Source organism: Micromonospora sp. NPDC047762 (assembly GCF_043204655.1).
Classification (GTDB): Bacteria; Actinomycetota; Actinomycetes; order Mycobacteriales; family Micromonosporaceae; genus Micromonospora.
On sequence record NZ_JBIDCQ010000012.1, the window covers coordinates 25,838 to 51,426 of the forward strand.

The following is a 25,589-nucleotide window of genomic DNA, read 5'->3' on the forward strand; positions in this document are numbered from 1 at the left end:
GTCGTCCGACATGGACCTGGCGAGCATCTACCGCGCGGAGTACGGCCGCTGCGTCGCCACCCTGACCCGCCTCCTCGGCGACATCAACCTCGCCGAGGAGGCCGTCCAGGACGCCTTCACCACGGCGCTGCAGAAGTGGCAGACACTGCCGCCGAACCCGGGCGCCTGGATCGTGACCACCGCACGCAACCGTGCCGTCGACCGTCTTCGCCGGGAGTCGACCCGAGAGGCCCGCCACGCTCAGGCCCTACTGCTGTATCACCAGGATGATCCCTCGGAGGTGGGACCGGTGCGGGACGACCAGCTGCGACTCATCTTCACCTGCTGTCACCCGGCGCTGGCCCCGGAGGCGCGGGCGGCGCTCACCCTGCGCCTGCTGGGCGGCCTCGACGTACCGGAGATCGCCCGGGCCTACCTGGTTCAGGAGGCGACCGTCGCCCAGCGGATCGTGCGCGCCAAGAAGAAGATCCGCGACTCCGCCATCCCGTACCGGGTACCGGCCGAACATGAGCTGCCGGACCGGCTGCCGCCCGTCCTCACCGTGCTCTACCTGATGTTCAACGAGGGCTACGCCTCCACCGCCGGCCCGTTGATCAGAACGGACCTGTGCGCCGAGGCGATCCGGCTGGCCCGCGAACTCGCGGCCTTGATGCCCGACGAGCCCGAGGTCCTGGGCCTTCTCGCCCTGCTGCTGCTGACCGAGGCGCGCCGCCCGGCCCGGCTCGGCCCGACCGGCGACCTGGTGTTGCTGCCCGACCAGGACCGGTCACTGTGGAACCGGCAGCTCATCACCGAGGGCCATGACCTGGTCCGCCGATGCCTGCGCCGCAACCGGCCCGGCCCGTACCAGATCCAGGCCGCGATCAGCGCCGTGCACACCGACGGCGCCGCAACCGACTGGCCGCAGGTCCTGGCACTGTACGACCAACTCCTCGCGCTCGCGCCGAACCCTGTCGTGGCGCTCAACCGGGCGGTCGCCGTTGCCGAGGTGCGCGGGCCGGCGGTGGCCCTCGCCGCGTTGGAGGGCATCGACCTCCCGGGCTACCACCGGCTGCCCGCCACCCGAGCCGAACTGCTCGCCCGGCTCGGACAGGACGACGAGGCCCGAGTCGCCTTCGACCAGGCCGCCGCTCTGGCCACCAACGCGACCGAGCGGGCCTACCTGGAGACCCGTCGCAACAAACTCACCAGTGAACGGAGAGCACGATGACCGCCACCTACACCGTCGACGTCTTTTCCAGCCTCGACGGCTTCGGCACCACCAGTGGGACCTGGGGCGGCTACTGGGGAAAGCAGGGCCCTGAGCTGCTCGCACACCGCCTGTCCCTCTACAGCGTGGATCAGCGCATGGTCTTCGGGGCCAACACGTACCGGGTGTTCGCGCAGATGCTGGCCGCGAGCACCGAGGAGTCCGAGGTCCGCGACGCCTGGGTGACCCGGATGAGGAACCTCCCGGCGACAGTGGTGTCGAACTCGCTGGAAGGCCCCCTCGACTGGCCGGACGGGGCCGTCGTGCGCGGTGACGCGGTCGACGTCGTCGCCCGGCTCAAGGAGGAGTCCGCCGTGCCCCTGCGATCGCACGGCAGCCTGTCGTTGAACCGGGCGCTGATGGCCGCCGGGCTGGTCGATCTCGTCCAGGTGACGCTCTTCCCGGTGATCACCGGGCAGACCGGTACCGAGCCGATCTTTCAGGGAGCGGCCGACTTCGACCTGGAGTTGATCGAGAGTCGGACCCTCGACGGTCGCACCCAGGAACTCGTCTACCGGCCCACCCTGCACGTCTGAGTCGGCGTGTCGGCTGGCCATCCGCCTTGTCCGGCGAATGGCCAGGCGGATCGGCCGGTTCCGGTCACCACTGGTGGGCGACGTCGAGCACCACCCGGCTGTGGGTGCCGGGACCGGCGAGCACGAGCACCCGGAACGGCAACCGCGCCCGTACGCCGACGGCGAAGGTGCTGTAGCCCTCGAAGCTGCCGCCGAAGACCACGTCGCGCAGCGTCTGGTAGCGCAGCAGATTCGCCACGTGCTCGCCGACCGCGTAGGGCACGGTGCCCAGGTGGTCGTCGTCGTACGCCGGGGCCCGCAGCGAGACCCGCAGCAGCGCCCCGCCGGCGGTGTACGGCGACAGTGCCAGCCCTTCGCCCTCGGTCCACGTCTCGCCGTAGCCGACCGCGTAACCGTCGACCGGGCCGTTGAACTCGAAGACGACCCGGTCGTAGCAGTCGTGCCGACCCGTGCGCACTTCGATCAGCGGGGCGTCGCTCAGCGCGCCGGCCGCCTTCTCCGCGCTGCCCCAGGTGATCCCGCAGTACGCCGCTGTGGTCGTGGTGCCCTCGGCGGCGCTGCTGCCCGCGCTGGCGACCAGCCCGGCGAGGACGACCGTCAACGCGGTCAGTGTGCTCCTGATCCTCATCGTGGTTTCTCCGTTCGGTACCGGGGTCACGTCGCGGCGACGCTGCCGGTGACCCTCTGCGGCCACCGTCGTCCTGCCCCGGCACAGGCGCTTCGCTGTGACGTAACCGCCGAGTAACGGCAGGTGGTCTGACCGTCAGCCAGGTCGGCGGACGCCTGGTGCTCGGCACCTGGTAGGCACTGATCCGTCGCCGGTATGACGCTTCCGCTATGCCGAACATCGACCGCCGTCACATTAATATCGGCGTACATCGATGACCGACGGCCGACGGCCGCCGGACGACCGCAGGGAGTACCCGATGTTCCGAGGACAACTGAGGCGCGCGGCGATGGCCATGCTGGTGGCGATCCTGGCGGCGGCCGGGATGCAGCTCGCCACCGGCACGCCGGCCGCCGCCGTCCGGACCGTCTACTACGACGCGAGCCGGACCGGCGAGTTCCGCACCAACTTCGACCAGGCGGCGCAGATCTGGAACAGCCGGGTCAGCAACGTCCGACTCCTGGCCGGCACCCCGGCCAGCATCACCATCTACGTCGACGACGGCTGGCCCCGCGCGCAGCCGACCGGCCTCGGCTCGGGCCGGATCTGGATGGGCCGCACGGCCGTCAACCAGGGCTACGACCGCACCCGCATCGCCACCCACGAAGTCGGCCACATCCTCGGCCTGCCGGATCGGCGCACCGGCCTCTGCTCCGACCTGATGTCCGGCAGCAGCGCACCGGTCTCCTGCCGCAACGCCAACCCCAGCACCGCCGAGGCGAGCCGGGTGAACTCGCTGTTCGCCGGCACCCTGGCCGCACCGGCCAGCACCACCTACACCTGGAACGACGCCTCGGACATCGGCCCGCTGGTCGTCGGCGGCCGGCCGGCCACGGAGAACTACCCCTTCATGGTGTACGTCTCCGGCTGCACCGGCACGCTGATCAAGGGCAACTGGGCGGTCACCGCCAAGCACTGTTCGACACCGTCCTCGGTGCGGGTGGGCAGCGTCAACCGTTCCAGCGGCGGGACCGTGGTGCGGGTGACGCGGGCGGTCAACCACCCGAGCGTCGACGTGAAGCTGCTGCAACTGGCCAGCTCGGTCACGTACGCGCCGGCTCCGATCCCGAGCACCTCCGGCGCGGTCGGCACCGCCACCCGGATCATCGGCTGGGGTCAGACCTGCGCCCCGCGGGGCTGCGGTTCGGCCCCGACCGTTGCCAACGAGCTCGACACGTCCATCGTGGCCGACAGTCGGTGCTCCGGCATCAACGGCCCGTACGAGATCTGCACCAACAACACCAACGGCAACTCCGGTGCCTGCTACGGCGACTCCGGTGGCCCGCAGGTGCGCCGGGTCAACGGAGTGTGGAACCTGATCGGCGCCACGAGCCGGGCCGGCAACAACAACTCCACCTGCGCCACCGGCCCGTCCATCTACGTCGACCTGCCGTCCATCCGGTCGTGGATCAACACCCAGGTCGGCAGCCTACCCGTCTGACCAGCTCGGACGCTGTGGGCGGAGGACGCGCGACAGGCGACCTCCGCCCTCGGCGCGTGTTCTAGGGGACCGGGCCACCCGCGGCGGCGAGTGCCTTCAGGAATTCCCGGAGGCGGCGCGCGCGGCGGAACCGCCCCTCGAAGAGACCGATCTGCCACGCGGCCGGGCTGTCGACGCTGCTGCGCCAGTGCTCGGCGAGCTTCTGCGTGTCGGCGTTCGCTGTCAGCGCCTCCGCTGCCGCGGGTGGCAGGTCGAGGACGAGGAGCGGGCCTCCGGGGCTGTCGTGCTCCACGCGAACGCCGCTGAGCGCACGGACCGGCAATCGCAGGTCCCACCAGGCTGGGTCATCCGGGTCGGCGTCGGCCAGTTCATCGGCCCACACTCCGCGCAGTCGGCCGCGGACCTCCCCGTCGGTGACCGACAGCATCGGGAGCCCGGCGCCGCAGGCGTACCAGGCGCCAGCGCCGATGTTCGCCATCAGCCACAGCAGAGGGGCGGCCACCACCACGGCGGGCACAGCGACGAACGGCAGCCACGGCACCTGGGCGGCCAGCGGCACGGTCACGAGGAGGGCCAGGACCCCGGCGACCATCAGGCCGAGAACCCCGCCGACAGTCATCGGGCGCATCTGGTAACCGGCCTTGATCGGCCGCAGCGTGCCAAGCATCCGCAGCAGCCGTCGACGCATGCGCAGCTCTGGCGCCCCGGTGCTCACGGCTGGCCGAGGCCGGCGCGCAGCTGCTCGAGTTTGTCCCGCTGCGCGTCGACGAGCCGCCGATACTGGGCGACCTGTTCCTGGGCCTGCCGTACCGCGTCGGCGCCGTACATGTCGGTGCTCTGAGTGACCTGCGAGACCGCGTCCGCCAGGCTGGCGCTGGCCGCGTCGGCGGCCCGGCCAGCGGCGGCAAGGATCGCCTCTCGCAGCTCGTAGGTCTGCATCCGTCGGGTGCCCGCCGCCAGGTCGATGTCGACGAGGCGACCGCTCGCGTCGCACGTCGCGCGCACCAGCTCCGCGTCGTCGGTGCCCTCGCCGGTGAGGTTCTGCATGGCGGCGGCGAACCGGGTCGCCTGCTCGGCCATTCCCTCGATCCGGCGTTGCACGTCTGGGTCGATCACGAACGCTCCTTACAGCGGAGGTCAGGCGAAGTTCTCGCCGACGCGGAACTCGGTCAGATCCGGTGTGCCCGCCGCACCGTCGTCCGGCAGCGCCAGCAGCTTCAGAAAATCCTTGGCAAGCCCGTTGATGAGTGCCAGGACCAGCCCGCCCAGCGCGGTCACACCGGCGATCATTGTGGTGGTGGAGCCGGCGACAGCGGCCCCGGCCGCCTGGATGATCGGCTCCAGCGCGGGGGCGAAACCGGGTATGAGTTGGGCACCGCGCATGGTGATCAACCAGGTCAGGAACGGCACCGTCATCGCGCCCAGGGCGAGCCACAGACCGGTGAGGGCGATGTCCAGAGAGTGCAGGGTCTCGCCGAGGGTGCGGATGTATGCGCCAAGCTCGTCGAGATGGGCCTTGAGCTTGGTCGACATGATGACGAAGCTGTCCTTGCCCTGGCCCTTCCAGGTCGCGGTCGCCGCCGAGCAGATCTTGTCGAAGTTCGCGTTGAGCGCCTTCTGCAGATTGTCGCCGTGACGAATCAGATCGGCACCGGCCTGGGCGATACCGATGGGGTTGGCCACGAACAGGGCCGCGCCGGTCACACCGACGATGAACGTCGGGCACAGCGCGGCGCAGGCCGACAGGCCAGCCATGATCGCGCCGATCTCCGCCAGCGTGATCGAGGCACCAGCGGCGACGAGCAGCGCCGGATCCTGGGTGAGCTGGGCAGCACTGGTCCTGCCGTAGGCATCGCCGAAACTGCTCGTCGGCACCGGCGTGCCACCGAACCCACCCACGTGCAGGCTCTCCGCGCGCTCGTACTGATCCGCGACGACGCCGAGTTTCTCGCCGATCTGCCGGCACACGTCCGCAGCACCCCGAACGTCCTTCACGAGGAATTCGACACGCTGGATGTAGGCCGCCTCCGCCGCCGACAGGGCGATGCCGAAGCCGGGCGCATCAATGGCGGAGTTGCGGGCGAACTCGTCCGCCTCGGTCGCGTAGTCCTCAGCGATCGTGGTGCCGAGGGTTCGCGCACGCTCGCGAACGTCAACCGGGTCCACCGCGAAATCGACCATGCCGCCCCCTCGCTCCCCGCCGCGTTCCTGGCATCGTAGGCGAGGAGGGCGCAGCCGGCTGTCCTCGAACCTGACACGCGTTCGTCGCCCCGGTGTGCGGTGTCACCCATGCGATCCCACTACGCGGTACGGTGCGTGGCATATCGGCACATCGGAGGTGGTCGTCATGCCTACCGTCGTCGTCCTCGCGCTGACCCTCGCCCTCGCGCCCGCGCCGTCCCCGTCGACCACCTCGAACCCGCTCGGTGACATCGTCGGCGGCGTCCGCCAGATCGTCGACGACCTGCTCGGCGGCGACACGCCGAGTGCCGCTCCGACGCCGAGCGCCACCCCCACCGCGGCGGCCACGCCGAGTCGGCCGCCGGTCGCCGGTCGGCCCAGCCCGGTGACACCCGTCGCGATCCCCGGGCCAGCCGGGTCGACGAGCGGCGTCCCCGCACCCGCCGCCCCGGGTCGCCCCACCGCCGGCGAGGGCACCGGCACCCGTGCGGCCGCCGTGCCCGGGCGCGACAGCGACACCCCCGCACCGACGCCGCCGCCGGCCCTGGCCAACCCCACCCGGAATGCCTGGCCACCCGCGTCGTACCTGCTGGTCGTGGCGGTCCTCGCGGTGCTGGCACTGCTGCTCGTGCGCCGCCGGGCACCGGCCCCCGCCGCCGCACCCGACCCCGGTCCGGTACCGGACTCCGGACCGGCGCCGGATCCCGGCCCGGTGCCGGACAACGTCAGTCGACTGCCGACCAGCCTCAACGCCATCTACGAGATGGGTCGACAGGACGAGCGCCTCGAGCAGGAGCGCCGCCGCCGCACCTGACGGCACGCCGTCCTCATGATGCCGAGTAGGCGCCCTCACGCCGCGGGACCGCGTCGTCGTAGGCCCCGACCGGCCCGCTGTAGCGGCCCTTTCCCTTCGGGTACGGCCAGGCGTTCGCGGTGCAGCCGTGCAGGCCCAGCGTCTGCTGCTGCATCACCGGCGCCGGCCGCCCCCGCCCGGGGCACCGTTCGTGGCCGTGCCCGAGTTTGTGGCCCACCTCGTGGTTGACCATGTACTGCCGGTAGGTCTCCAGTGTCGCGCCGTAACCCGGCACCCCCTTGACCCAGCGCGCCACGTTGAGTACCACCCGGCCACCGTTGCGGCAGGAGGTGTAGGCGTCCGGCACGTCCTGGCAGAGGGTGTCGCGGGTGCCGGGAGTCGCCAGGTAGATGGTGAAGTCGGTCGGTTCGCCGGCACCGACCCGGCGCAACCGCCACGCCCCACCCGCCGTCCACCCGCGTGGGTCGTTCAGCGTCGCGGTGATCGCCGTGGCGACGTCCGTGGCCGGCAGGCCCCGGATGTCGCGCTCCACGGCGACCCGGTAGCGCAGCAGACGGCCGGCCGTCGCGCGTCCGGGGGCCGTCTCGCCGGGCGCCACCGACCAGCGGTTACCGCCGGTGGCGGGGTAGCTGACTCCGATGACGGGCGCGGAACTGGGTCGGACCTCGGCGGCCACGGTCGGCAGACCGACGGATGTCGCCGGTCCACCGGGCGGCGGCCCGGCGATGACCGGGTCGGTGGCGGGTTGCCCGGCGGCGGGCAGGCCGCACCCGGTGAGCAGCGCCACCACCAGCAGTGACGCCATCGAAGCGGGACCCCACCGGCGGGTAACCTTCGTCGACATGTCTCTCCCCTCGCGCGTCGCTCGGCGGCGGCGCGGAGGAGAAGACGGGTGACAGTGGCGAAAAGTTGATGTGACCCAGCGCTCAACCTTTTGCCGACCTCGCCCGTCTCTAGCTCTGTGGCACGGGGAGGGTTCGCGGTGGCGCGGGGTGACGCCGATTTCGTCGAGTTCGCGCGGGCGGCTTCCGCGCGACTGGTGCACGCCGCGTTCCTGATGACCGGTGACCACCACCAGGCCGAGGACGCCGCGCAGACCGCGCTGGTGCGCACCTACGCGTCATGGTCGCGCATCCACGACGACGACGCCTACGGGTACGCCCGCCGCACGTTGGTCAACCATCTGGTCGACGGGTGGCGACGGCCGATGCGGGAGTACCCGACCGACGAGGTGCCGGAGCAACGGCGTGGCGACGTGGCAGACGACGTGGCCACCCGGCGCTGGTTGATCACCATCCTCGGCGCGCTCAGCCCGCGGGAGCGCGCCATCGTCGTCCTGCGCTACTACTTCGACCTGCCCGAGGCGCAGGTGGCCCGGGAACTCTCCGTATCCGTCGGCACGGTCAAGAGCACCAGCTCGCGAGCCTTGGAGAAGTTGCGCACCGCCGCGCCCCGCACGGCCGACGAGAGGGCGCGCCGATGAGCGAGCTGGAAAGGCTCCGCGACGCCATGCGGGCGACCGAGCGCCCCGACGCCGTGCTCGATCTGGCCACCGTGATGCGCGAGGGACGTCGGCTGCGTACCCGTCGACGCGTCGCCGGAGCCGGGGCGGCGACGCTCGCTACCGGCCTGGCCGCCGTGGTCGTCGTGGTGGCTGTCGGCGCGTCCGGGCCGGGCGATCCGGCGCCGACCGAGCTCCCGCAGCCGGTCGCCGTCGCTCCACCGTCGGTCGGTGTCTCGCCGTGGGCGGAGAAGTCGCCGGGCTCCACGCCACCGCCGACGGTGGGCCGCGACGTGCCGCAGCCGAAGCCGATGGGCCAGATCGTGGACTCCCAGGTGCGGCACGGCGCCGACCGGCGGGTCTACTACTTCGTGTCGGTGTCCGTGCCCGGCGAACCCAAGGTGTCGATCGGTCTGGCCGCCGGTCGCCAGGCTCTGGACGGATCGCTGACCACGGACATCCTGGTCAACGACGTCCGCGGCAGTGACCGCAGCGCCGGGTTCCACCAGATCGGCTACGACGAGGGCGCTGCCGCGCCGGTGCCCACCTTCGGCTACTTCGTCGGCCCCGCCAACCGGATCATCGGCACGGTCGACGATCGGCAGGTCGACGCCCGAGTGGTGCCATGGAGTGCCGACAAGCAGGTGATGATCTTCTGGTTCGACCCGGCGCAGCTCAGTCCGGGGGAGCGGCTGGACGGCATCGTCGCCCACGACGCCAGCGGCCGCCGACTCTGACGCGCTGCTGCCGCTCAGGCCAGCCGACGCTCGATGGTCACCGTCGTCCCCTCGGCGGTGGAGACCAGCCGCACGTCACCGTAGGCGTTCATCAGCAGCGCGCCGCGTCCCCGGTCCATCGCCGGCCGGCGGTCCCGCCAGGTACCGAAGTCCCGAACCGAGATCCGGATCAGCCCGCCACCCACCTGGACGCGCACCCGTACCTCTGGACGGCTGGGTCGCTGTGCGTGCTCGACGGCGTTGTTCATGGCCTCGGAGGCGGCGAGCAGGAGATCTTCCAGCACGTCCGGGTCGACGTCCAGCTCGACCAGCGCGCCCCGGACGTCCCGACGCATCGCGGCGGCCGAGGTCGGGGCGGACGGGAACGTCCACCCGACGTCCAGGAGGTCGCCCAGCCCGTCCGGCTCGGCCGCCGCCGGCTCGATGACGACCGCGTCGCGGACGGGGTCGACCGTCGGGCTCGGCGTGGCGGGACCGACCGGGGCGGTTCCGGCCGGGGGAGCTGCGGCAGCGACCGTCGGCGGGTCGCCGCCGACGGCCACGGCAGGGGTACGGTCGCGGGCCCGGCGGATGCTGGCCCGGATCCGGGCGATCAACTCGGCCGCGGCGAACGGTTTGACCACGTAGTCGTCGGCACCCAGGCTCAGGCCCTCCACGCTGGCCTCCCCACCCGCACGGGCGGAGAGCACGAGCACCGGCAGCGCCCGGGTCGTCGGGTCGGCGCGTAGTCGGCGCACCAGGTCGAAGCCGTCCAGCACCGGCATCATCACGTCGGTCAGGACCAGGTCGGGCAGATGACGGTGAATCTCGTCGAGGGCCTGCCGGCCGTCGGTGACGGCCCGCACCCGCCAGCCCTGCCCGGTGAGCAGCCGGGTGAGGTACGCCCGCATGTCGGCGTTGTCGTCGGCGAGCAGGATCCGGGCCCCGGCCAGCTCGTCGGTGGCCGCCCCGGACGTGGGATCGGGCTCGGTCGGCGCGTCGTCCGGTTCGGTGAGCCAGCCGATCGCCTCCTCGACTGCGGCGCGGGCCGCGTCACCCCGCCCGTCCACCGCCGGCCCGGTGATCGCGGTGCGGTACGCCGCCGACCAGGGCAGCGTCACGGTGAACCTGCTGCCGACGCCCACCTGGCTGGTCACGCGCACGTCGCCGCCCTCCAGCCGGGCCAACTCGTGCACCAGGGCCAGGCCGATGCCGGTGCCCTCGTGGCTGCGCGAGCGGGCGCCCCGCACCCGGTGGAAGCGTTCGAAGAGTTTCGGCAGGTCCCGTTCCGCGATGCCGATGCCGGTGTCCGCGACGGTGAGGCGTACCTCCTCGTCGTCGGTGTCCAGGGTGACCCGGATACGGCCGATGAACGTGTACTTCAGCGCGTTGGAGAGCAGGTTCGTGACGATGCGTTCCCAGTTGACCGGGTCGACCGCGACCGGCCGGGGCAGCGGCGGGCAGCTCACCTCGAGGGTCAGCCCGGCCCGCTCGACGGCGGCCCGGAACACCCCGGCGAGTTCGGCGGTCAGCGCGGCCAGATCCACCATCCGGGCGTCGCTGCGCGCCCGGCCGGCCTCCAGGCTGGAGAAGGTGAGCAGGCTGTTGACCAGCGTCAACAGTCGGGTGGCGTTACGCCAGCCGGTCTCCACCCGCTCCCGCTGCACCGCCGCCAACGGCGCGGTGGCGTCGGTGAGGGCGTCGGTCAGCGGGCCGAGGATGAGGGTCAACGGGGTACGGAACTCGTGGCTGACGTTGGCGAAGAAGTCGGTCTTGACCCGGTCCAGTTCCGCCATCGCCTCGACCCGGCGCCGCTCCTCCTCGTACTCGCGGGCGTTTCGCAACGCCACGGAGATCTGCTGGGCGAGCAGTTGGTGGAAGGAGTGGTACGCCTCGTCGAGCCCCCGGCTGGGGCTGACCCCGGCGAGCAGGACGCCGAGCGGCTGATCCTCGTCGGCGGAGGGCAGCGGCAGCGCCAGCGCGGTGCGGACCGGGTCGTTCCACGGGCCGGCGGGCAGCGGCAGCCGGTCGGCGACGTCGGTCACCGGGGTCGCCCTGCCCTCGGCGGCGTCCGGCAGCCCCCAGGTGTACGAGGGCGGACCCGGGTCGGTCAGCTCGGCGGCGTCCGGCAGCCCCCAGGTGTACGAGGGCGGACCCGGGTCGGTCAGCTCGACGGCGTCCGGCAGGGCCCGAACGTGCCGGTGATCGCCGCCGGTGCAGGCGACCCGGCGCAGCGCCGTGCCGTCGCGCAGGTAGATGGCGGCGAACGGCACGTCCAGGGGATGACCGTCGATCACGTCGATCAGCCGGGCGGCGGTGGCGTCCACGTCGACGGTGCGCCCGTCGCCGAGCACTGACAGGTCACGCAGGAGACGGAGCCGGCGTTCGCCGATCACCTGCTGGGTGACCTCGCTGCACACGGTCAGGACGCCGACGGTGCGGCCGTCGTCGTCGCGGGCCGGGGCGTGCGAGACGCTGAAGTACGCCTCCTCGCGGTAGCCGGCCCGCTCCAGCAGTAGTTGCAGCGCGGGGACCCAGCTGGCCACCCCGGTCGCCATGGCCTCCTCGATCAGCGGGGCGAGCACGGGCCAGCCCTCGGCCAGCGTCACCCGTACGTCGTCGCCGAGCGCGGCGGGGTGCTTGTCGCCGATCAGCGCCGAGTACGCGTCGTTGTAGAGCTGGGAGTAGCTCTCGCCCCAGAGCAGCAGCATGGGGTACCGGGAGGAGAGCACCATCCGGACGGCGGCGCGCAGGCTCTGCGGCCAGCCGCCGACCGGGCCCAGCGGGGTGTCGGCCCAGTCCAGTCGGGCCATCAGCCGCCCGGTGTCGCCGCCGCCGAGGAACAGGTCAGTGCTGGGTCGCGTCACGCTCGATCCGACCCCATCGCAAGCCCCCGTTCCGGGCCCAACGACCCCTGCCGCGTTACCTACCCATCCTGACACCTCTACTCACCTGTGCCGACGCCGGTACCCACCGTCGAACCGGCGGCGGTTCGGGACGAACGACCGATGCTCAAGAAATAGAGATATGTCAGTGTCTCGGGTATCTCTCCAACCCCGAGGAGCCCCCATGAGAGGCAGAACGCTGAGCGCGGGAATCGCGCTTGCCGTGTTCGCCGGAATGACGGTGACGCTGGCTGCCCAGCCGGTAGCCGCGTCGCCCATGACCACGATGACGGAGGCCCGGCCGATCGCCGCGACCGCCGCCGCGTTGGCCGCGCCGGACATCTCCGTCACCAACGTCCAGGCGCACCTGACCCAGTTCAACACCATCGCCACCAGCAACGGTGGCAACCGACGGGCTGGCTCGGCCGGCTACACCGCCTCGCTCAACTACGTCAAGACCAGGCTCCAGTCGGCCGGCTACACCGTCAGCGAGCAGTACTGCTCCAGCTGCACGTACCCCTCGAACAACCTGATCGCCGAGTGGCCCGGCGGCCCGACCGACCAGGTGGTCATGTTCGGAGCGCACCTGGACGGCGTATCGGCCGGTCCGGGCATCAACGACAACGCCACCGGCTCGTCGACCCTGCTGGAGAACGCACTGGTCCTGGCCGCGCAGAACCCGACCATGACGAAGAAGGTGCGGTTCGCCTGGTGGACCGACGAGGAGCAGGGGCTCAACGGCTCCCGGTTCTACGTCAACTCGCTCAGCACCACCCAGCGCGGTTACATCAAGGGTTACTACAACTTCGACATGGTCGGCTCGACAAACGGCGGCTACTTCATCAACCGGGTCACCTCGACCACTGCGGCTCCGCTGAAGGCGTACTGGGACTCGTTGGGCCTGCAACCGGAGGAGAACGTCGAGGGTCAGGGCCGCTCCGACGACTACTACTTCCAGCAGGCCGGCATCCCCACCTCGGGCTACGCCGCCGGGGCCAGCGCCCGCAAGACCAGTTCCCAGGCGGCCAAGTGGGGTGGCACCGCCAACTCCGCGTACGACCCCTGCTACCACCGGTCCTGCGACACCACCGCCAACGTCAGCGCCACGGTGCTGAACCGCGCGGCCGACGGGGTCGCGTACGCGCTGTGGCAGCTCGCCGTGAGCGGCGGCACCCCGTCCTGCACCGGCGGCCAGGTGGTCGGAAACGGTGGCTTCGAGAGCGGCAGCACGCCGTGGACCGCGTCCTCCGGCGTGATCACCAACGCCAGCGCCCAGCCGGCCCGGACCGGGTCGTACAAGGCGTGGCTCAACGGCAACGGCCGCAGCGGCACCGAGAGCCTGACGCAGTCGGTGACACTGCCGGCAGGGTGCGCCAGCTACACGCTGTCCTTCTGGCTGCACATCGACACGGCCGAGACCACCAGCTCAACGGTGTACGACCGGCTCACCGTGCAGGTGGGGTCGACCACGCTGGCGACGTACTCGAATCTGAACAGGGCGTCCGGCTACGTCCAGCGCAGCTTCTCGGTGGCCGGGTTCGCCGGGCAGACGGTGACGCTGCGCTTCACCGGCACCGAGGACTCGTCGTTGCAGACCAGCTTCGTGATCGACGACGTGACGCTGGTGGCGAGCTGACCGCGTACCCCGAAAAGGGCCGCCGCCGGCAGTGTCCGGCGGCGGCCCGTCACGTCGTGGGTCAGGGGAGCTGTGGGTAGAGCGCGGCGACGCCGCCGGGGAACCCGGCCTGCACCCGCCGGCTGACGTCGTCGGCCACGATCTCGTAGGCGTCGGCCTCGATGCCGTCGACCGCGAGCCGGGCGATCGAGGCGGGGTCAGACTTGGGGCCGGTGATGGTCGCGGCCATGTCGGTGTCCAGGTAGCCGACGTGCAGGCCGGCGACGCGGACGTCCCGCTCGGCGAGCTGGAGGCGCAGCGCGTTCGTCATCGCCCACTCGGCGGACTTGGCGGCACCATACGACCCGTGCAGGGGGAAGTTCACCCAGGACAGGACGGACAGCACGTTGAGGATGGTTCCGCCGCCGTTGCCGGCGATGACCGGCGCGAACGCCCGGATCGTCGACAGGGTGCCGATGTAGTGGGTCTCCAACTCCAGCCGGACGAGGTCCAGGTCGCCGTCGAGCAGGTCGGTCCGGGTGTCGATGCCCGCGTTGTTGATCAGCAGGTTCACGCCGCCGGCCAGCTCGGCGGCGGCGGCCACCGAGGCGGGGTCGGTGATGTCGAGGCGGACCGGCGTCACGCCGGGCAGGTCGACGCTGTCGGGGTTGCGGGCGCCGGCGTAGACGGTGGCGCCCCGGGCGAGGAGGTCGGCGGCCAGGTGTCGGCCGAGGCCACGGTTGGCGCCGGTGACGAGGGCGGTGCTTCCAGCGATCTTCATGGCCGCCACGCTATCCGACCTGACTTCTGTCGAGCAAAGTCAGCTATGTCACGGCGGTGGTCGACGGGATCGGGAATACGACCCGGACGCGCCCACACCCCGACCGGTGACGACTCGTATCCTTTCCGCGAACCTCCGTACGAGCCGAGATGGGAGACGGTGTGAGCAACCAGGCCGAAACGTTGGAGTTCCAGGCCGAGGCGCGTCAGCTCCTCCAGTTGGTGGTCCACTCGATCTATTCGAACAAGGACGTCTTCCTGCGGGAACTCATCTCGAACGCGTCCGACGCCCTGGACAAGCTCCGGCTGGCCACCCTCGTCGACAAGGACCTCGTCGCCGACACCGACGACCTGCACGTCGCCCTGGAAGTCGACCGCGACGCCCGCACCCTCACCGTGCGCGACAACGGCATCGGGATGACCCGCGACGAGGTCGTCACGCTGATCGGCACGATCGCCAAGTCGGGCACCGCCGAGCTGCTGCGCCACCTGCGCGAGTCCGCCGACGCCCACGCCAAGCAGGACCTCATCGGGCAGTTCGGCGTCGGTTTCTACGCCGCGTTCATGGTCGCCGACCGGGTCACCCTGCTGACCCGCAAGGCCGGCGAGACCGGCGGCACCCGCTGGGAGTCCACCGGCGAGGGCACCTACTCGATCGAGGCGGTCGACGAGGCGCCGCAGGGCACCACGGTGACGCTGCACCTCAAGCCGGCCGACACCGAGGACAACCTGCACGACTACACCGCCGAGTGGACCGTCCGCGAGATCGTCAAGCGCTACTCCGACTTCATCGCCTGGCCGATCCGGATGACAGTCGAGCGCCCCGGCGCCGAGGGTGAGCCCGCCACCAGCGAGGTGCAGACCCTCAACTCGATGAAGGCCCTCTGGGCGCGGCCCCGCGACGAGGTCGACGCCGCCGAGTACAACGAGTTCTACAAGCACGTCAGCCACGACTGGGCCGACCCGCTCGAGGTCGTGCACATGAAGGGCGAGGGCACCTTCGAGTACGAGGCGCTGCTCTTCCTGCCCAGCCACGCCCCACTGGACCTGTTCTCCCCGCAGGGCCGCCGGGGCGTCCAGCTCTACGTCAAGCGCGTCTTCATCATGGACGACTGCGAGGCGCTGGTCCCGACCTACCTTCGCTTCGTCAAGGGCGTGGTCGACGCGCACGACCTGTCGTTGAACATCTCCCGGGAGATCCTCCAGCAGGACCGGCAGATCCAGATCGTCCGCCGCCGGCTGGTCAAGAAGGTCCTCGCCACGGTCAAGGACCTCAAGGCCAACCACACCGAGCGCTACCGCACCTTCTGGACCGAGTTCGGCGCCGTGGTCAAGGAAGGGCTGATCGACGACACCGACAACCGGGACACCCTGCTGGACATCCTGTCGGTGAACTCCACCAACGACCCGGACGAGCCAACCGACCTGGCCGGCTACGTGTCGCGGATGAAGGACGGCCAGACCGACATCTGGTACGCCACCGGCGAGTCCCGGGCCGCCATCGAGAACTCTCCGCACCTGGAGGCGTTCCGGGCCAAGGGGCACGAGGTGCTGCTCCTCACCGACCAGGTCGACGAGGTGTGGGTCGAACGGGTCGGCACGTACGACGGGCGCCCACTGCGCTCGATCGCCAAGGGCGAGATCGACCTGGACACCGACGAGGAGAAGCAGCAGGCCGAGGCCGAGCGCGAGCAGCAGCGACAGGAGTTCGCCGGGCTGCTCGACTGGCTGGGGACCACCCTCACCGACAGCGTCCGGGAGGTCCGCCTGTCGTCGCGGCTGACCACCTCACCGGCCTGCGTCGTCGGCGACGCCCACGACCTCACCCCGACCCTGGAGAAGATGTACCGGGCGATGGGGCACGAGATCCCCAGCACCAAGCGGATCCTGGAGATCAACCCCGGTCACCCGCTGGTGTCCGGGCTGCGTAAGGCCCACGAGCAGGGCAGCGACACCGCCGCCCTGACCGAGACCGCCGAGCTGCTCTACGGCCTGGCGGTGCTCGCCGAGGGCGGTGAGCTGACCGACCCGGCCCGCTTCACCCGGACGCTCGCCGACCGGCTGGCCCGCACCCTGTAACTGGAATACCCCCGGCCGGCGGCCCGCCCGAGCAGCGGGCCCGCCGGCCGGCCCCGTCACTGACCGGGAATCACCAGGCCCGACTCGTAGGCGATCATCACCGCCTGAGCGCGATCGCGCAGGTGCAGTTTGGTGAGCAGGTTGCCGACATGCGTCTTCACCGTGTGCTCGCTGAGGTGGTGGTGGGCGGCGATCTCGGCGTTGGACAGACCAGCCGCGATCAGGCGCAGCACGTCCGTCTCCCGGGCGGTCAGAGCGGTCACCGCGGCGGCCCGGGCCGGGTCCGGATGGCCGCGCCGGTGCAGTTCGCCGATCACCCGGGCGGTCACGGCGGGAGCGAGCAGCGCGTCCCCGGCCGCGACCACACGGACCGCGTTCACCAGGTCGGCTCGGGGAGCGTCCTTGAGCAGGAAGCCGCTGGCCCCGGCCCGCAGGGCCGCGTACAGGTAGTCATCGCTGTCGAACATGGTCAGGGCGAGGACCCGGCTCGGGGTGAGCGCGCAGACCTGGCGGGTCGCGGCGACACCGTCGAGGACGGGCATTCGCATGTCCATCAGGACGACGTCGGGACGGTGTTCGCGGGCGGCCCGCACGGCCGCCGCGCCGTCGGCGGCCTCGGCGACCACCTCGATGTCCGGCTCGACGCCGAGGATGGTGGCGAACCCCGCCCGGAACAGATCCTGGTCATCGGCGAGCACGACCCGCACCATCAGACCACCGCCGGTGCCGGCAGCGGCAGTGTGGCGGTCACCGTGAAGCCGTGACCGTCGGAGGCCGGGCCGGCGCGCAGAGTGCCGCCGCAGGCGTGGGCGCGCTCGCGCATGCCGACGATCCCGTACCCGGGCCGGCTGCTCTCGGACGCCTGGTGGCCGCAGCCGTCATCGGTGACCGACACCATCAGCGAGTTCGCCGCGTGGTCCAGTCGCACGCGCACCGATCGGGCCCCGGCATGCCGCACCACGTTGGTGAGGGACTCCTGCACGATCCGGTAGGCGGCCACCCCAACGTCCGGGGGCGGTGGCGCGACGGCACCTCCGGACGGCGAGACGGTGAGCACCGCGTCGAGGCCGGCGGCACGGACCCGCTCGACGAGGACGGGAAGATGGTCCAGACCCGGCTGGTCGAGTGGTTCGTCAGCGGGTTCGTACAGGCTGCCGACCGCGCGGCGGAGCTGAACGACCGCGTCCCTGCCGGTGGCGGCGATCGTGGCGAACGTGGCATCGGCGCGATCCGGTTGGTGGCGGACCAGCAGCGGACCCGCCTCCGCCTGGACGATCATGACACCGACCGCGTGGGTCAGGATGTCGTGCAGGTCGCGGGCGATGCGGGTGCGCTCGCGCAGCACCGCCGCCGTACGTTCACCGGCGACGCGACGATCACGTTCGGCGAGGGCCGCGGCCTGGGCCCGGCGGGCCCGGGTGCTGGTGCCCAACGCGTACGCGAAGAGGTAGGCGACCGACAGGTAACGCAGCACCTCCACGTCCGGGCGGGGGTAGAGCAGCGAGACCAGCAGGCCGGCGGCGGTGAGCGCGACGCCGAGCAGGCGGATCGGCAGGGAGGCACGCGCCGCGAACGTGTAGAGGCAGACCAGCGGTCCGACCGGCAGCAGTGGGGGAGCGCCGAGCGAGGCGGAGACGGTCGTGGCGACGCCCACGACGAGGGCGACCCAAAGCAACGCCCGGTCCCGCCACAGCACCGGCACCGACGACGCGACCGCGAGCGGAAGCACCCACCAGGCACGTGGCCCGCCGAGCAGGGCGGGCAGCACCGTCGCGGCGACGGCGGCCACGGTGACGGCGAGATTGACGTACCGCTTCACGTCCGCAGTATCGTCCGACCCGGCGCGCCGACGCCTCCCTCCACGGGACCAGATCGATCCCGGCTCACCGGGCGATCCGTCCCGGCCGCCCGCGCCACACGCTCGACACATGATGACGATCCTCGCCACGCTCCTCAGTGGCCTGCTCTGGTTCGGTGGCACCGGGTTGCACCCTGTCCCCGCGCTGACCTGGCTCGCCCCGCTCCCGCTGATCCTCGCCTCGACGCGGGTACGCCCGCGGACCGCGCTGTGCGCGACCGCCCTCGCCTGGTCGATCGGTCAGTGCGGCGTGCTCGGCTACTACCTCGGCACCCTGCGACTACCGGTCCCCGTGGTCGCCGGTGTGGTCCTGCTCGGCATCGGTCTGGCGACCGGAACGGTCCTGCTCGCCCGCGCACTGCTGCTGCGCGGACGAACCGTCCTCGCCGTCCTCGCGGTGCCCTCGCTCTGGGTGCTGGGGGAGTACGCCGCGTCCCGCTTGCTGCCGCACGGCGCCTGGTGGAGCCTTGCCTACACCCAGGCCGACGTCCGCCCGGTCATCCAGCTGACCGCGCTCACCGGAGTCTGGGGCGTCACCTACCTGCTGCTCGCCGTCCCTGTCGCCCTCGCCGCCCTGCGCGCGAGCACACGCCCCGCCCTGACCTGCCTGCTCGTCCTCCTGCTCGGCGCCGGCGGATGGTCGGCCTGGTCGCTGAGCCGTTCCCCCGACCCGGCCGAGCGGGTGACCGTCGGCCTGGTGGCCCTGCGGCAACCCGAGGACGGGCTCCCGATCGACGAGCCGCCCGGCCGTGACCTGCTCACCCGTTACGCCGCACGGGTCGAAGGTCTGGTTGCCCGTGGGGCACGGATCGTCGTGCTGCCGGAGAAGGTGTTCGCCGTGTCGGACCCGACCATGCCCGTGCTCGTGGCCGCGCTCCGCCAGGCCGACGCTCAGGTCGTCGTCGGCGCGGTGCGGCAACGGGCCGGCAGGGCGAGCAACGTCGCGCTGGTGCTCGAACCGGGTGGGACCGTCGCGACGTACGAGAAGCAGCATCTCATCCCGGGCCTGGAAGACTGGCTGACGCCGGGTGACGGCGAGGTGGTCGTCGAGGGGCGGTTCGGCGTCGCGATCTGCAAGGACCTCGACTATCCCGGCCTGGTCCGGCGGTATCGGGCGCAGGGCGCCTCGGTGCTGCTCGTTCCCGCCCTGGACTTCACCTCCGATGGCTGGCTGCACGGTCGGATGGCACTGGTCCGGGGCGTGGAGAACGGCCTCGTCGTGGTGCGGGCCGCGGCGTTCGGCCGTCCGATGGTCACCGACCCCGGCGGCAGGATGCTGGGTGAGACCACCGCCGGTGACGCTGAGCTGTTGGTCAGCGCCGCGCCGACGGCAGGGTGGCGCACTGTCTATTCGCGTACGGGAGACTGGTTTCCGTTCCTGTCAGTGATCCTGCTGGTCGTCGCTGTCGTCGGGAGCCGCCGGCCGGTCACAGCCGGTCGGCGTCCGTGAGCCGACGACGGATGCGCTCCGCGTCCGGGTGCCCGAGATCGTCGAGCAGGCGCAACGCCGCCCGCCAGCTCCGGGCCGCCCCGGCCGGATCGCCGGCCTCGGCCTGCGCCTCGGCCAGGTGCCCGAGCGTGTCCGCCTCGTAGTACCGGTCCCGGAACTCCCGGTACAGCTCCACCGCGTGCCGGTACGAGCCGACCGCCTCCGCCGGTCGCCCCGCGCGGTGCTGCGCGTACCCGAGAGTGTCCCAGGTCGGGGCCTCACCCTGGCGGTCGTCGAACTCCCGCAACAGCGCCAGGCCCTGCCGACACGCCTCGATCGCGGCATCGTGCTCACCCAGTTGGGCGCGGTACCAACCGATCGCGTTCAACGCCATCGCCTGCCCGTACCGGTGTCCGGCGGTGCGGTACAACATCAGCGCCGCCTCCGCGTGCTGGACCACCTCTGCGCGCCGGCCCTGCCGGTCGGCCATCTCGGCAAGGTCCAGGCAGGTGTGCCCCTGGTTGGCCGGGTCGTCGAGGGCCCGGAAGAGCTCCAGTGCCCGCTGAAGCTGACCAGGTGCCTCGTCGAGCTGGCCCAGCCGGGCCTGGGCCCGGGCCAGACTGCGGTGCGCGTGCGCCTGCCCGGCCGAGTCGCCACCGCGCCGCGCGGCGACCAGCGCCGTACGCTGCACCGCCAGTTGGTCGTGCCAGCCGCCCTGCCGGTCCAGAAAGATGGTCAAACTCCAGGCCAGTTGCCAGGCGTGCCGTTCGAACCCGCTGGTCGCGCACCGCTCGACCAGTGCGATCAGCACCTCCCGCTCCCGGGTGAACCACGCCGCCGCCTCGTCGTGATCGCTGATCTTCTCCGGTCGAACCCCGGTGACAGCTGGCGGCAGCGCGATCGGGTCCCAGTGTGGGTGCAGCAGCACGGCAGCAGCGTGCGCGCTGTGCAGGTAGTGGTCGAAGAGCCGACCCCGCGCCTCAGCCCGGTCGCCGGTCCGGTCCTGCTCGCCGGAAAGCTCGGCCGCGAAGGCCCGCAGCAGGTCGTGCATCCCGTACCGGTCCGGACCACGCTCCAGCACCAGGTGCGCGTCGGCGAGTTCGGCGAACGCCGCCCGGACCTGCCGGCGCTCGACGCCGGCGAGGCTGGCCCCGGCCGCCGTACTGATTGTCAGGTCCGTGCTGCCGCCGACCAGCCGGAAGAGCCGGGCCGTCGACTCGGTCAGCAGGCGGTACGACCAGGACAGGGCCGTGCGCACGCTGCTGGCGGGGTCGCCGGCGTCCAACCCGTCCAGGCCCCCGTCGGTGCGCAACTGCGCGCCCAGCTCGGCCAGGGAGAGCTGTGGCCGGACCACCGCCCGGGCCGCCACCACGACCAGCGCCAACGGCAGCCGGTCACAGAGCCCGACCAACTCGCCGATGGCAGCTCGTTCCCTCTCGGCCCGCACCCCGATCCGCGCCCGCAGCAGAGCGGCCGCGTCCCCGGCGGTGAGCAGATCCAGCACCAACGGCTCGGCGCCCTCGGTGGCCACCAGGCCGGTCAGCCGGTCCCGGCTCGTCACCAGCACCAGGCAGTGGGCGGACCCGGGTAGCAGCGGCCGGACCTGCGCGGCGTCCCGGGCGTTGTCCAGCAGCACCAGCATCCGTCGACCGGCCAGCAGACTCCGATAGAGCGCTGTCTGCTCCTGCGGGTCGAACGGCAGTTCCCGGGGCGACACACCGAGTGCCGCGAGAAAGCCGCGCACCACCTGCTCCGCAGTGCGCACCACGCCACTGTGGCTGTAGCCCTCAAGGTTGGCGTAGAGCTGCCCGTCGGGGAAACTCTCGACCACCCGGTGGGCCCAGTGCACGGCCAGCGCCGTCTTGCCCACCCCGGCCAATCCGGAGAGCACCGCCACCGGCACGGCGCCGGGATGCGCCTCGGCATTCGCCCGCAGGGCGCTCAGTCGAACCAGCTCCGCCTCCCGTCCCGCGAAGCCCCGGACGTCCGACGGCAACTGCGCCGGGACCGGGTGGGCTGGGGTCGGCCGCGCGGCGGGACCGGCCGCGCCCGGTGTCGGAGCGGGTTCGGCGCGGGGCACCGGCACGGCGACCTCACCGCGCAGGATGGCCTGGTGCAACTGGCGAAGTTCCGCGCTCGGGTCCGCACCGAGGGCCTCGGCCAACCGTTCCCGTAGGCGGGCGTAGTACGCCAGGGCTTGGGCGCCTCGTCCGGCGGCGGCCAGCGCGCGCAACAACGCGGCGGCGACCGGTTCGTCGAGCGGGTGGTCGTCGGCGAGCCGGATCAACGGGTCGATCACGGCGTCCGGCTCACCCCGGCGAAGCGGGCCGCGGGCCCACTGCACGACGGTGTCGATGTGCCGGCGGTGCCAGTCCTGCCGGACCCGGGCCGCCCACTCGCCGGGCAGGCCGGCCAGTGGCTCCCCGCGCCACAGAGCCATCGCCCGGCGCAGCAGCTCCGCCCGCTCCGGGTCGTCGTCGGCCAGTTCGTCGGCCCGCCGCCGCAGCGCGTCGAAGTGCTGGCCGTCGACAGTCTCCGGCGGCAGGTCCAGCAGGTACCCACCGGAGCGGCGGACCAGCGCGTCCGGCGCCCCGGCGGCGGTCAGCACCCGGCGGATCCGAGCGAGGTAGACGTGCAGGTTGTGCCGAACCCGCGGCGGCGGGGAGTCACCCCACACCCGATCCACCAGGGATTCCGCGCGAACCGGCCGACCCACGTCGACCGCCAGCGCGGCGAGGACGGCGCGTTGCCGGGCCGCTCCCGCGTCGATCAGCTGGCCGTCCGTCCACACCTCGACTGGCCCGAGGATCCGAATCTCCATGAACCGCCGCTCGCCCCCGTGTCGCCGGTCGGCCAAGCCGACTGACACGGCCGGATTGAGGTTCCGGCAGGAATCCGTCGACCTACCGCGCAGATCATCGTCGGCACAGCGACATCTCTCAATCCGATGTCGGCAACTCGACTCACGGCCGCCTCGGTCGTGACGAGACCCGGAGGTCACTCACGTGCGAAATATTCGGCGAAGGCTCACGTCCGCCCTGGTTGCCACGGTTGCCCTGACCGCCGCGCTCGGCGTCGCCCCGAGCCCGGCCCAGGCCGCCAACTACCCGTGCCCCACGAACCTGCTCTGCCTCTACGCCGGTACGAACTTCTCCGGTGACGTGTTCTACCTCGACGGGCCGTACAACGGCTGTAACGACGTCACGCTGCCCTCGTACTTCCGCAACAAGGCCCAGTCGATCAAGAACAACCGGGCTTCCGGCACCGTCTCCACCTTCTGGGACAACGCCAACGCCACCGGGCTCCTCGGCTACCAGCACGCCTACGGCTATCGGGCGAACCTGGCGTACGACTCGGCCGCGATCGGTGGCACCTGGAACCTGCGCATCGAGGCCGTACGGGTCTGCTGAGGGCGGAAGTCTCCGGTGGGGGAGAGAAGTCGGAGACGCCACGACGGCGCCGGTCGGAATCCAACGGGGGATTCCGACCGGCGCCGTCGTGCGGTCAGCCCGGGTAGTAGCAGACGTTCGGGATGACCGGACCACCGTTGACCACGAAGGTCGCGAAGCCCATCCACGCCCGGGTCTGCGGGCCGTACTCGCCGTCCTCGGCGATGTCCGCCCACGACCAGGTGTCGTTGATCACGCGCTGTGCGTACAAGACGGCGTTGCGGGTGTTGGTGCCGTACTGACCGTCGAGCCGCAGCGACTGCGAGTAGCAGTTGTTCAGCGCCTCCTGCAACACCTTGACCGCGCTGTTGGAGTTGCCGTACTTCAGGTAGCAGGTCTTGTTGCCGTCCTGCCAGCCGACGGTCGGCACGTGCATCTCACCCGGGTAACCACCGACCTTGTAGTAGGTCAGGCTGGTGCAGGTGGTGGCGGCCTGCGCGGCGGTCGGCGCGGCCAGGGCCAGGCCGGCGCTGGCGAGCACTGTCGCGAGAATGGCGGCGGCGCTGCGGCGGCCGAGGTTGCTTCGATGGATCGGCATGCTCTCCTCCTGAGGATGGGCTACCGGGGTCGACCCCGTGTGCCTCGAAGCATCGCGACCATCGATCTACGAATTCCTGCTCGAACGTCAATTGCGAACGCTCGGCCGGATCACCGGCCGAGCGTTCCCGCGTGTGCGGTTCGGTACGCAGGTCGGGGTCATGCCGCCGAAGCGGACGCCTTCGACCCCCGGTGCGACGCCACCGGGCCGGCGTTCCAGCCCCAGCGGGGGGCCGGTACCGCCGCCTCGCGACGCCCATCCGTGTCGACGTCGTCGCTGTCGGTTCCGTCAATGGTCCCCTCGACCGAGGCGGAGGCGCCGCGCGCCAGTCGCAGCGAGTGCTCGGCGCCGGTGCGGGCCGCGCACGGCCAGGACTGCCCGGCGCACTGGAGGTTGCGGCACTGGCCCTCGTCGTCCGGCTCGTGTGCGCTCAACACATCGATCGCCAGCTGCCACAGCAGCGGGTCGGTCACGTCGTGCGGACGCTCGGCGGTGCGACTCGGTCGGTTGCTGGTGTCGTCGGACATGGTGGCCCCCCTCGTCAGGCTGTACCCCACAAGGGTCACCCGTCAGCCGCCGGCTAAACCGCCGACCTGCTGTGATGTGTCTCTGATCGCAGCTCGGCCGTGGACGCCGCACGCTTATCGGTCAGTCCGGCAGAAGCGGCATCTCCACGCTCGGCTCCCGACCGAGCAACACCGCACGCGTGAGCGCCGCTGATCCGAATCGGTCGCGGACCGCGTCGACCGCAACGTCCAGATCGGACCCGGAGTCCGGCTGGAACGGCAGCTCGGGCTGGACCGGGTTGTCGTCGAGGTTGCCCACGGAGACACCGATCAACGTGATGCCACGGCGATCGATCTCGGGCAGCGCCGCGCGCAGTAGCGCACGCGCGGCGGCGAGTAGCGGCGTCGTGTCCGCCGTCGCCTTACGCACCGTGTGCGAGCGGGTCGCCCGGGTGTAGTCGCCGAAGCGCAGCCGCAACACCACGGTGCGGCCGGAACGCCCGGCCGCCCGCATCCGCCGGCTGACCCGGTCGACCAGGCCGGCGAGGATGGCGTCCAGCTCCGTGGAGGCGTGCGGGGCACGACTGAGCGCGTGCTGCGCGCCCATCGAACCGCGCCGCCGCCCCACCTGCACCGCCCGGGGGTCGCGATTGTGCGCCAACGCATGCAGGTGCCGGCCGGCGCCCGCACCGAGCAGCGAGACCAGCGCCGCCTCCCCGAGGCGGGCCACCTCCCCGACCGTACGGATCCGGCGTTCGCGCAGCTTGGCGGCCGTGACCGGGCCGACGCCCCAGAGCCGTTCCACCGGCAGCGGGTGCAGGAACGCCAGCTCGGCGTCCGGTGCGACCACCAGCAGGCCGTCCGGTTTCGCCACGCCGCTGGCCACCTTGGCCAGGAACTTCGTGCGGGCCACCCCCACGGTGATCGGCAGGTGGACCCGGTCGCGGACCTCCCGGCGTAGTCGTTCGGCGATCTCGGCCGGTGGCCCGACCAGCCGCCGCAGACCCCCCACGTCGAGAAACGCCTCGTCGATGGAGAGCCCTTCGACCAGCGGGGTGGTCTCCCGGAAGATCTCGAAGACCGCGCGGCTCGCCGCCGTGTACGCCGACATCCGCGGTGGCACGACGATCGCGTCCGGACAGAGCCGACGCGCCTGCTGGCCGCCCATCGCGCTGCGGACGCCCCGCGCCTTCGCCTCGTAGCTGGCCGCGAGCACCACGCCACCACCGACGATCACCGGTCGCCCGCGCAGGCGCGGATGGTCGCGCTGCTCGACCGACGCGTAGAACGCGTCCAGGTCGGCGTGCAGGATGCTGGCGCCGGGCGACACGTACACATGTTCGCA

At 71.7% G+C, this 25,589-nt stretch carries 23 protein-coding genes; 10 read left to right on the plus strand and 13 right to left on the minus strand.

Going from position 1 to position 25,589, the window contains the following annotated elements; genetic code table 11:
* The first annotated feature begins 10 nt into the window (after positions 1 to 10).
* Together ACGF3C_RS29510 and ACGF3C_RS29515 are read left to right on the plus strand one after the other, a co-directional pair.
* Positions 11 to 1,210, plus strand: a complete 1,200-nt coding sequence (locus tag ACGF3C_RS29510) for an RNA polymerase sigma factor (RefSeq protein ID WP_393226958.1) — start codon at positions 11 to 13, stop codon at positions 1,208 to 1,210.
* A complete protein-coding gene (locus tag ACGF3C_RS29515; protein ID WP_393226960.1) occupies positions 1,207 to 1,785 on the plus strand; it encodes a dihydrofolate reductase family protein in 579 nt (192 codons plus the stop codon). The genes ACGF3C_RS29510 and ACGF3C_RS29515 overlap by 4 nt, the downstream gene beginning before the upstream one ends.
* A gap of 64 nt (positions 1,786 to 1,849) precedes the next feature.
* Here the strand turns inward: ACGF3C_RS29515 and ACGF3C_RS29520 are convergent, their stop codons facing one another.
* A complete protein-coding gene (locus ACGF3C_RS29520; protein WP_393226961.1) occupies positions 1,850 to 2,413 on the minus strand; it encodes a hypothetical protein in 564 nt (187 codons plus the stop codon).
* Between the two features lie 364 nt (positions 2,414 to 2,777).
* Between ACGF3C_RS29520 and ACGF3C_RS29525 the strand changes: the two genes are divergently transcribed.
* A complete protein-coding gene (locus ACGF3C_RS29525; protein WP_393227168.1) occupies positions 2,778 to 3,893 on the plus strand; it encodes a snapalysin family zinc-dependent metalloprotease in 1,116 nt (371 codons plus the stop codon).
* A gap of 61 nt (positions 3,894 to 3,954) precedes the next feature.
* On the opposite strand, the gene ACGF3C_RS29530 is transcribed toward ACGF3C_RS29525, so the two are convergent.
* Genes ACGF3C_RS29530 through ACGF3C_RS29540 form a run of 3 tightly spaced genes read right to left on the minus strand, consistent with a single transcriptional unit; the run spans position 3,955 to position 6,074 of the window.
* The gene (locus ACGF3C_RS29530) at positions 3,955 to 4,581 is read right to left on the minus strand and encodes a hypothetical protein (protein ID WP_393226963.1); all 627 of its coding nucleotides are present in this window, start codon (positions 4,579 to 4,581) and stop codon (positions 3,955 to 3,957) included.
* 23 nt (positions 4,582 to 4,604) lie between these two features.
* Positions 4,605 to 5,009, minus strand: coding sequence for a YbaB/EbfC family nucleoid-associated protein (locus ACGF3C_RS29535; RefSeq protein ID WP_357233106.1), 405 nt, complete (start codon positions 5,007 to 5,009; stop codon positions 4,605 to 4,607).
* 21 nt (positions 5,010 to 5,030) lie between these two features.
* A complete protein-coding gene (locus ACGF3C_RS29540; RefSeq protein WP_393226965.1) occupies positions 5,031 to 6,074 on the minus strand; it encodes a hypothetical protein in 1,044 nt (347 codons plus the stop codon).
* 166 nt (positions 6,075 to 6,240) lie between these two features.
* Between ACGF3C_RS29540 and ACGF3C_RS29545 the strand changes: the two genes are divergently transcribed.
* Positions 6,241 to 6,888 carry a hypothetical protein gene (locus tag ACGF3C_RS29545; protein ID WP_393226967.1) on the plus strand — a complete coding sequence of 216 codons (648 nt, stop codon included), beginning with the start codon at positions 6,241 to 6,243 and terminating at the stop codon, positions 6,886 to 6,888.
* Positions 6,889 to 6,901: 13 nt separating this feature from the next.
* On the opposite strand, the gene ACGF3C_RS29550 is transcribed toward ACGF3C_RS29545, so the two are convergent.
* Positions 6,902 to 7,732, minus strand: coding sequence for a DUF3152 domain-containing protein (locus ACGF3C_RS29550; protein WP_393226968.1), 831 nt, complete (start codon positions 7,730 to 7,732; stop codon positions 6,902 to 6,904).
* A 138-nt stretch (positions 7,733 to 7,870) separates the two neighbouring features.
* Between ACGF3C_RS29550 and ACGF3C_RS29555 the strand changes: the two genes are divergently transcribed.
* Entirely contained in the window at positions 7,871 to 8,371 is a 501-nt protein-coding gene (locus ACGF3C_RS29555) for a SigE family RNA polymerase sigma factor (RefSeq protein WP_357228380.1), read from the plus strand.
* Complete coding sequence (locus tag ACGF3C_RS29560) at positions 8,368 to 9,126, plus strand: hypothetical protein (RefSeq protein ID WP_393226970.1); 759 nt, start codon at positions 8,368 to 8,370, stop codon at positions 9,124 to 9,126. The genes ACGF3C_RS29555 and ACGF3C_RS29560 overlap by 4 nt, the downstream gene beginning before the upstream one ends.
* Before the next feature lie 14 nt (positions 9,127 to 9,140).
* On the opposite strand, the gene ACGF3C_RS29565 is transcribed toward ACGF3C_RS29560, so the two are convergent.
* Positions 9,141 to 11,972 carry an ATP-binding protein gene (locus tag ACGF3C_RS29565; RefSeq protein WP_393226972.1) on the minus strand — a complete coding sequence of 944 codons (2,832 nt, stop codon included), beginning with the start codon at positions 11,970 to 11,972 and terminating at the stop codon, positions 9,141 to 9,143.
* A 202-nt stretch (positions 11,973 to 12,174) separates the two neighbouring features.
* Here ACGF3C_RS29565 and ACGF3C_RS29570 point away from each other — a divergent pair, with 202 nt between their 5' ends.
* Positions 12,175 to 13,626 (plus strand): M28 family peptidase, encoded by a 1,452-nt coding sequence (locus tag ACGF3C_RS29570; protein ID WP_357228389.1) that lies wholly within the window; start codon positions 12,175 to 12,177, stop codon positions 13,624 to 13,626.
* Positions 13,627 to 13,687: 61 nt separating this feature from the next.
* Here ACGF3C_RS29570 and ACGF3C_RS29575 read toward each other — a convergent pair whose 3' ends face one another.
* The gene (locus tag ACGF3C_RS29575; RefSeq protein ID WP_357228392.1) at positions 13,688 to 14,386 is read right to left on the minus strand and encodes an SDR family oxidoreductase; all 699 of its coding nucleotides are present in this window, start codon (positions 14,384 to 14,386) and stop codon (positions 13,688 to 13,690) included.
* A 149-nt stretch (positions 14,387 to 14,535) separates the two neighbouring features.
* On the opposite strand from ACGF3C_RS29575, the gene htpG reads away from it, so the two are divergent.
* Positions 14,536 to 16,464 carry a molecular chaperone HtpG gene (gene htpG, locus ACGF3C_RS29580; RefSeq protein ID WP_393226974.1) on the plus strand — a complete coding sequence of 643 codons (1,929 nt, stop codon included), beginning with the start codon at positions 14,536 to 14,538 and terminating at the stop codon, positions 16,462 to 16,464.
* Positions 16,465 to 16,520: 56 nt separating this feature from the next.
* On the opposite strand, the gene ACGF3C_RS29585 is transcribed toward htpG, so the two are convergent.
* On the minus strand, positions 16,521 to 17,174 hold the full coding sequence (locus ACGF3C_RS29585; RefSeq protein ID WP_393226975.1) for a response regulator: 654 nt from the start codon (positions 17,172 to 17,174) through the stop codon (positions 16,521 to 16,523).
* A complete protein-coding gene (locus ACGF3C_RS29590) occupies positions 17,174 to 18,283 on the minus strand; it encodes a sensor histidine kinase (RefSeq protein ID WP_357233660.1) in 1,110 nt (369 codons plus the stop codon). The genes ACGF3C_RS29585 and ACGF3C_RS29590 overlap by 1 nt, the downstream gene beginning before the upstream one ends.
* A 109-nt stretch (positions 18,284 to 18,392) precedes the next feature.
* Here ACGF3C_RS29590 and ACGF3C_RS29595 point away from each other — a divergent pair, with 109 nt between their 5' ends.
* Entirely contained in the window at positions 18,393 to 19,772 is a 1,380-nt protein-coding gene (locus ACGF3C_RS29595; protein ID WP_393226977.1) for a nitrilase-related carbon-nitrogen hydrolase, read from the plus strand.
* Here ACGF3C_RS29595 and ACGF3C_RS29600 read toward each other — a convergent pair.
* Positions 19,750 to 22,572: a BTAD domain-containing putative transcriptional regulator gene (locus tag ACGF3C_RS29600; RefSeq protein ID WP_393226979.1), complete on the minus strand. Its 2,823-nt coding sequence runs from the start codon at positions 22,570 to 22,572 to the stop codon at positions 19,750 to 19,752. The genes ACGF3C_RS29595 and ACGF3C_RS29600 overlap by 23 nt on opposite strands.
* Positions 22,573 to 22,756: 184 nt before the next feature.
* On the opposite strand from ACGF3C_RS29600, the gene ACGF3C_RS29605 reads away from it, so the two are divergent.
* Positions 22,757 to 23,161: a peptidase inhibitor family I36 protein gene (locus ACGF3C_RS29605; RefSeq protein ID WP_393226981.1), complete on the plus strand. Its 405-nt coding sequence runs from the start codon at positions 22,757 to 22,759 to the stop codon at positions 23,159 to 23,161.
* 94 nt (positions 23,162 to 23,255) lie between these two features.
* Here ACGF3C_RS29605 and ACGF3C_RS29610 read toward each other — a convergent pair whose 3' ends face one another.
* From ACGF3C_RS29610 to dinB, 3 genes are all read right to left on the minus strand, one after another.
* Positions 23,256 to 23,738, minus strand: coding sequence for a peptidoglycan-binding protein (locus tag ACGF3C_RS29610; RefSeq protein ID WP_393226983.1), 483 nt, complete (start codon positions 23,736 to 23,738; stop codon positions 23,256 to 23,258).
* 158 nt (positions 23,739 to 23,896) lie between these two features.
* On the minus strand, positions 23,897 to 24,265 hold the full coding sequence (locus ACGF3C_RS29615) for a hypothetical protein (protein WP_357234307.1): 369 nt from the start codon (positions 24,263 to 24,265) through the stop codon (positions 23,897 to 23,899).
* A 121-nt stretch (positions 24,266 to 24,386) separates the two neighbouring features.
* Positions 24,387 to 25,574 carry a DNA polymerase IV gene (dinB, locus tag ACGF3C_RS29620; RefSeq protein ID WP_393226985.1) on the minus strand — a complete coding sequence of 396 codons (1,188 nt, stop codon included), beginning with the start codon at positions 25,572 to 25,574 and terminating at the stop codon, positions 24,387 to 24,389.
* Positions 25,575 to 25,589 lie beyond the last annotated feature (15 nt).

What these genes read in the sequence shown, in the direction of transcription:
- ACGF3C_RS29570 (WP_357228389.1), top strand. Translation starts at nt 12,175, where the DNA reads ATGAGAGGCAGAACGCTGAGCGCGGGAATCGCGCTTGCCGTGTTCGCC.
- ACGF3C_RS29540 (WP_393226965.1), bottom strand. Translation starts at nt 6,074, where the DNA reads ATGGTCGATTTCGCGGTGGACCCGGTTGACGTTCGCGAGCGTGCGCGA.
- ACGF3C_RS29575 (WP_357228392.1), bottom strand. Translation starts at nt 14,386, where the DNA reads ATGAAGATCGCTGGAAGCACCGCCCTCGTCACCGGCGCCAACCGTGGC.
- ACGF3C_RS29560 (WP_393226970.1), top strand. Translation starts at nt 8,368, where the DNA reads ATGAGCGAGCTGGAAAGGCTCCGCGACGCCATGCGGGCGACCGAGCGC.
- ACGF3C_RS29600 (WP_393226979.1), bottom strand. Translation starts at nt 22,572, where the DNA reads ATGGAGATTCGGATCCTCGGGCCAGTCGAGGTGTGGACGGACGGCCAG.
- ACGF3C_RS29530 (WP_393226963.1), bottom strand. Translation starts at nt 4,581, where the DNA reads ATGCGTCGACGGCTGCTGCGGATGCTTGGCACGCTGCGGCCGATCAAG.
- ACGF3C_RS29525 (WP_393227168.1), top strand. Translation starts at nt 2,778, where the DNA reads ATGCAGCTCGCCACCGGCACGCCGGCCGCCGCCGTCCGGACCGTCTAC.
- htpG (WP_393226974.1), top strand. Translation starts at nt 14,536, where the DNA reads ATGGGAGACGGTGTGAGCAACCAGGCCGAAACGTTGGAGTTCCAGGCC.
- ACGF3C_RS29520 (WP_393226961.1), bottom strand. Translation starts at nt 2,413, where the DNA reads ATGAGGATCAGGAGCACACTGACCGCGTTGACGGTCGTCCTCGCCGGG.
- ACGF3C_RS29595 (WP_393226977.1), top strand. Translation starts at nt 18,393, where the DNA reads ATGATGACGATCCTCGCCACGCTCCTCAGTGGCCTGCTCTGGTTCGGT.
- ACGF3C_RS29545 (WP_393226967.1), top strand. Translation starts at nt 6,241, where the DNA reads ATGCCTACCGTCGTCGTCCTCGCGCTGACCCTCGCCCTCGCGCCCGCG.
- ACGF3C_RS29550 (WP_393226968.1), bottom strand. Translation starts at nt 7,732, where the DNA reads ATGTCGACGAAGGTTACCCGCCGGTGGGGTCCCGCTTCGATGGCGTCA.
- ACGF3C_RS29610 (WP_393226983.1), bottom strand. Translation starts at nt 23,738, where the DNA reads ATGCCGATCCATCGAAGCAACCTCGGCCGCCGCAGCGCCGCCGCCATT.
- ACGF3C_RS29515 (WP_393226960.1), top strand. Translation starts at nt 1,207, where the DNA reads ATGACCGCCACCTACACCGTCGACGTCTTTTCCAGCCTCGACGGCTTC.
- ACGF3C_RS29615 (WP_357234307.1), bottom strand. Translation starts at nt 24,265, where the DNA reads ATGTCCGACGACACCAGCAACCGACCGAGTCGCACCGCCGAGCGTCCG.
- ACGF3C_RS29510 (WP_393226958.1), top strand. Translation starts at nt 11, where the DNA reads ATGGACCTGGCGAGCATCTACCGCGCGGAGTACGGCCGCTGCGTCGCC.
- ACGF3C_RS29585 (WP_393226975.1), bottom strand. Translation starts at nt 17,174, where the DNA reads ATGGTGCGGGTCGTGCTCGCCGATGACCAGGATCTGTTCCGGGCGGGG.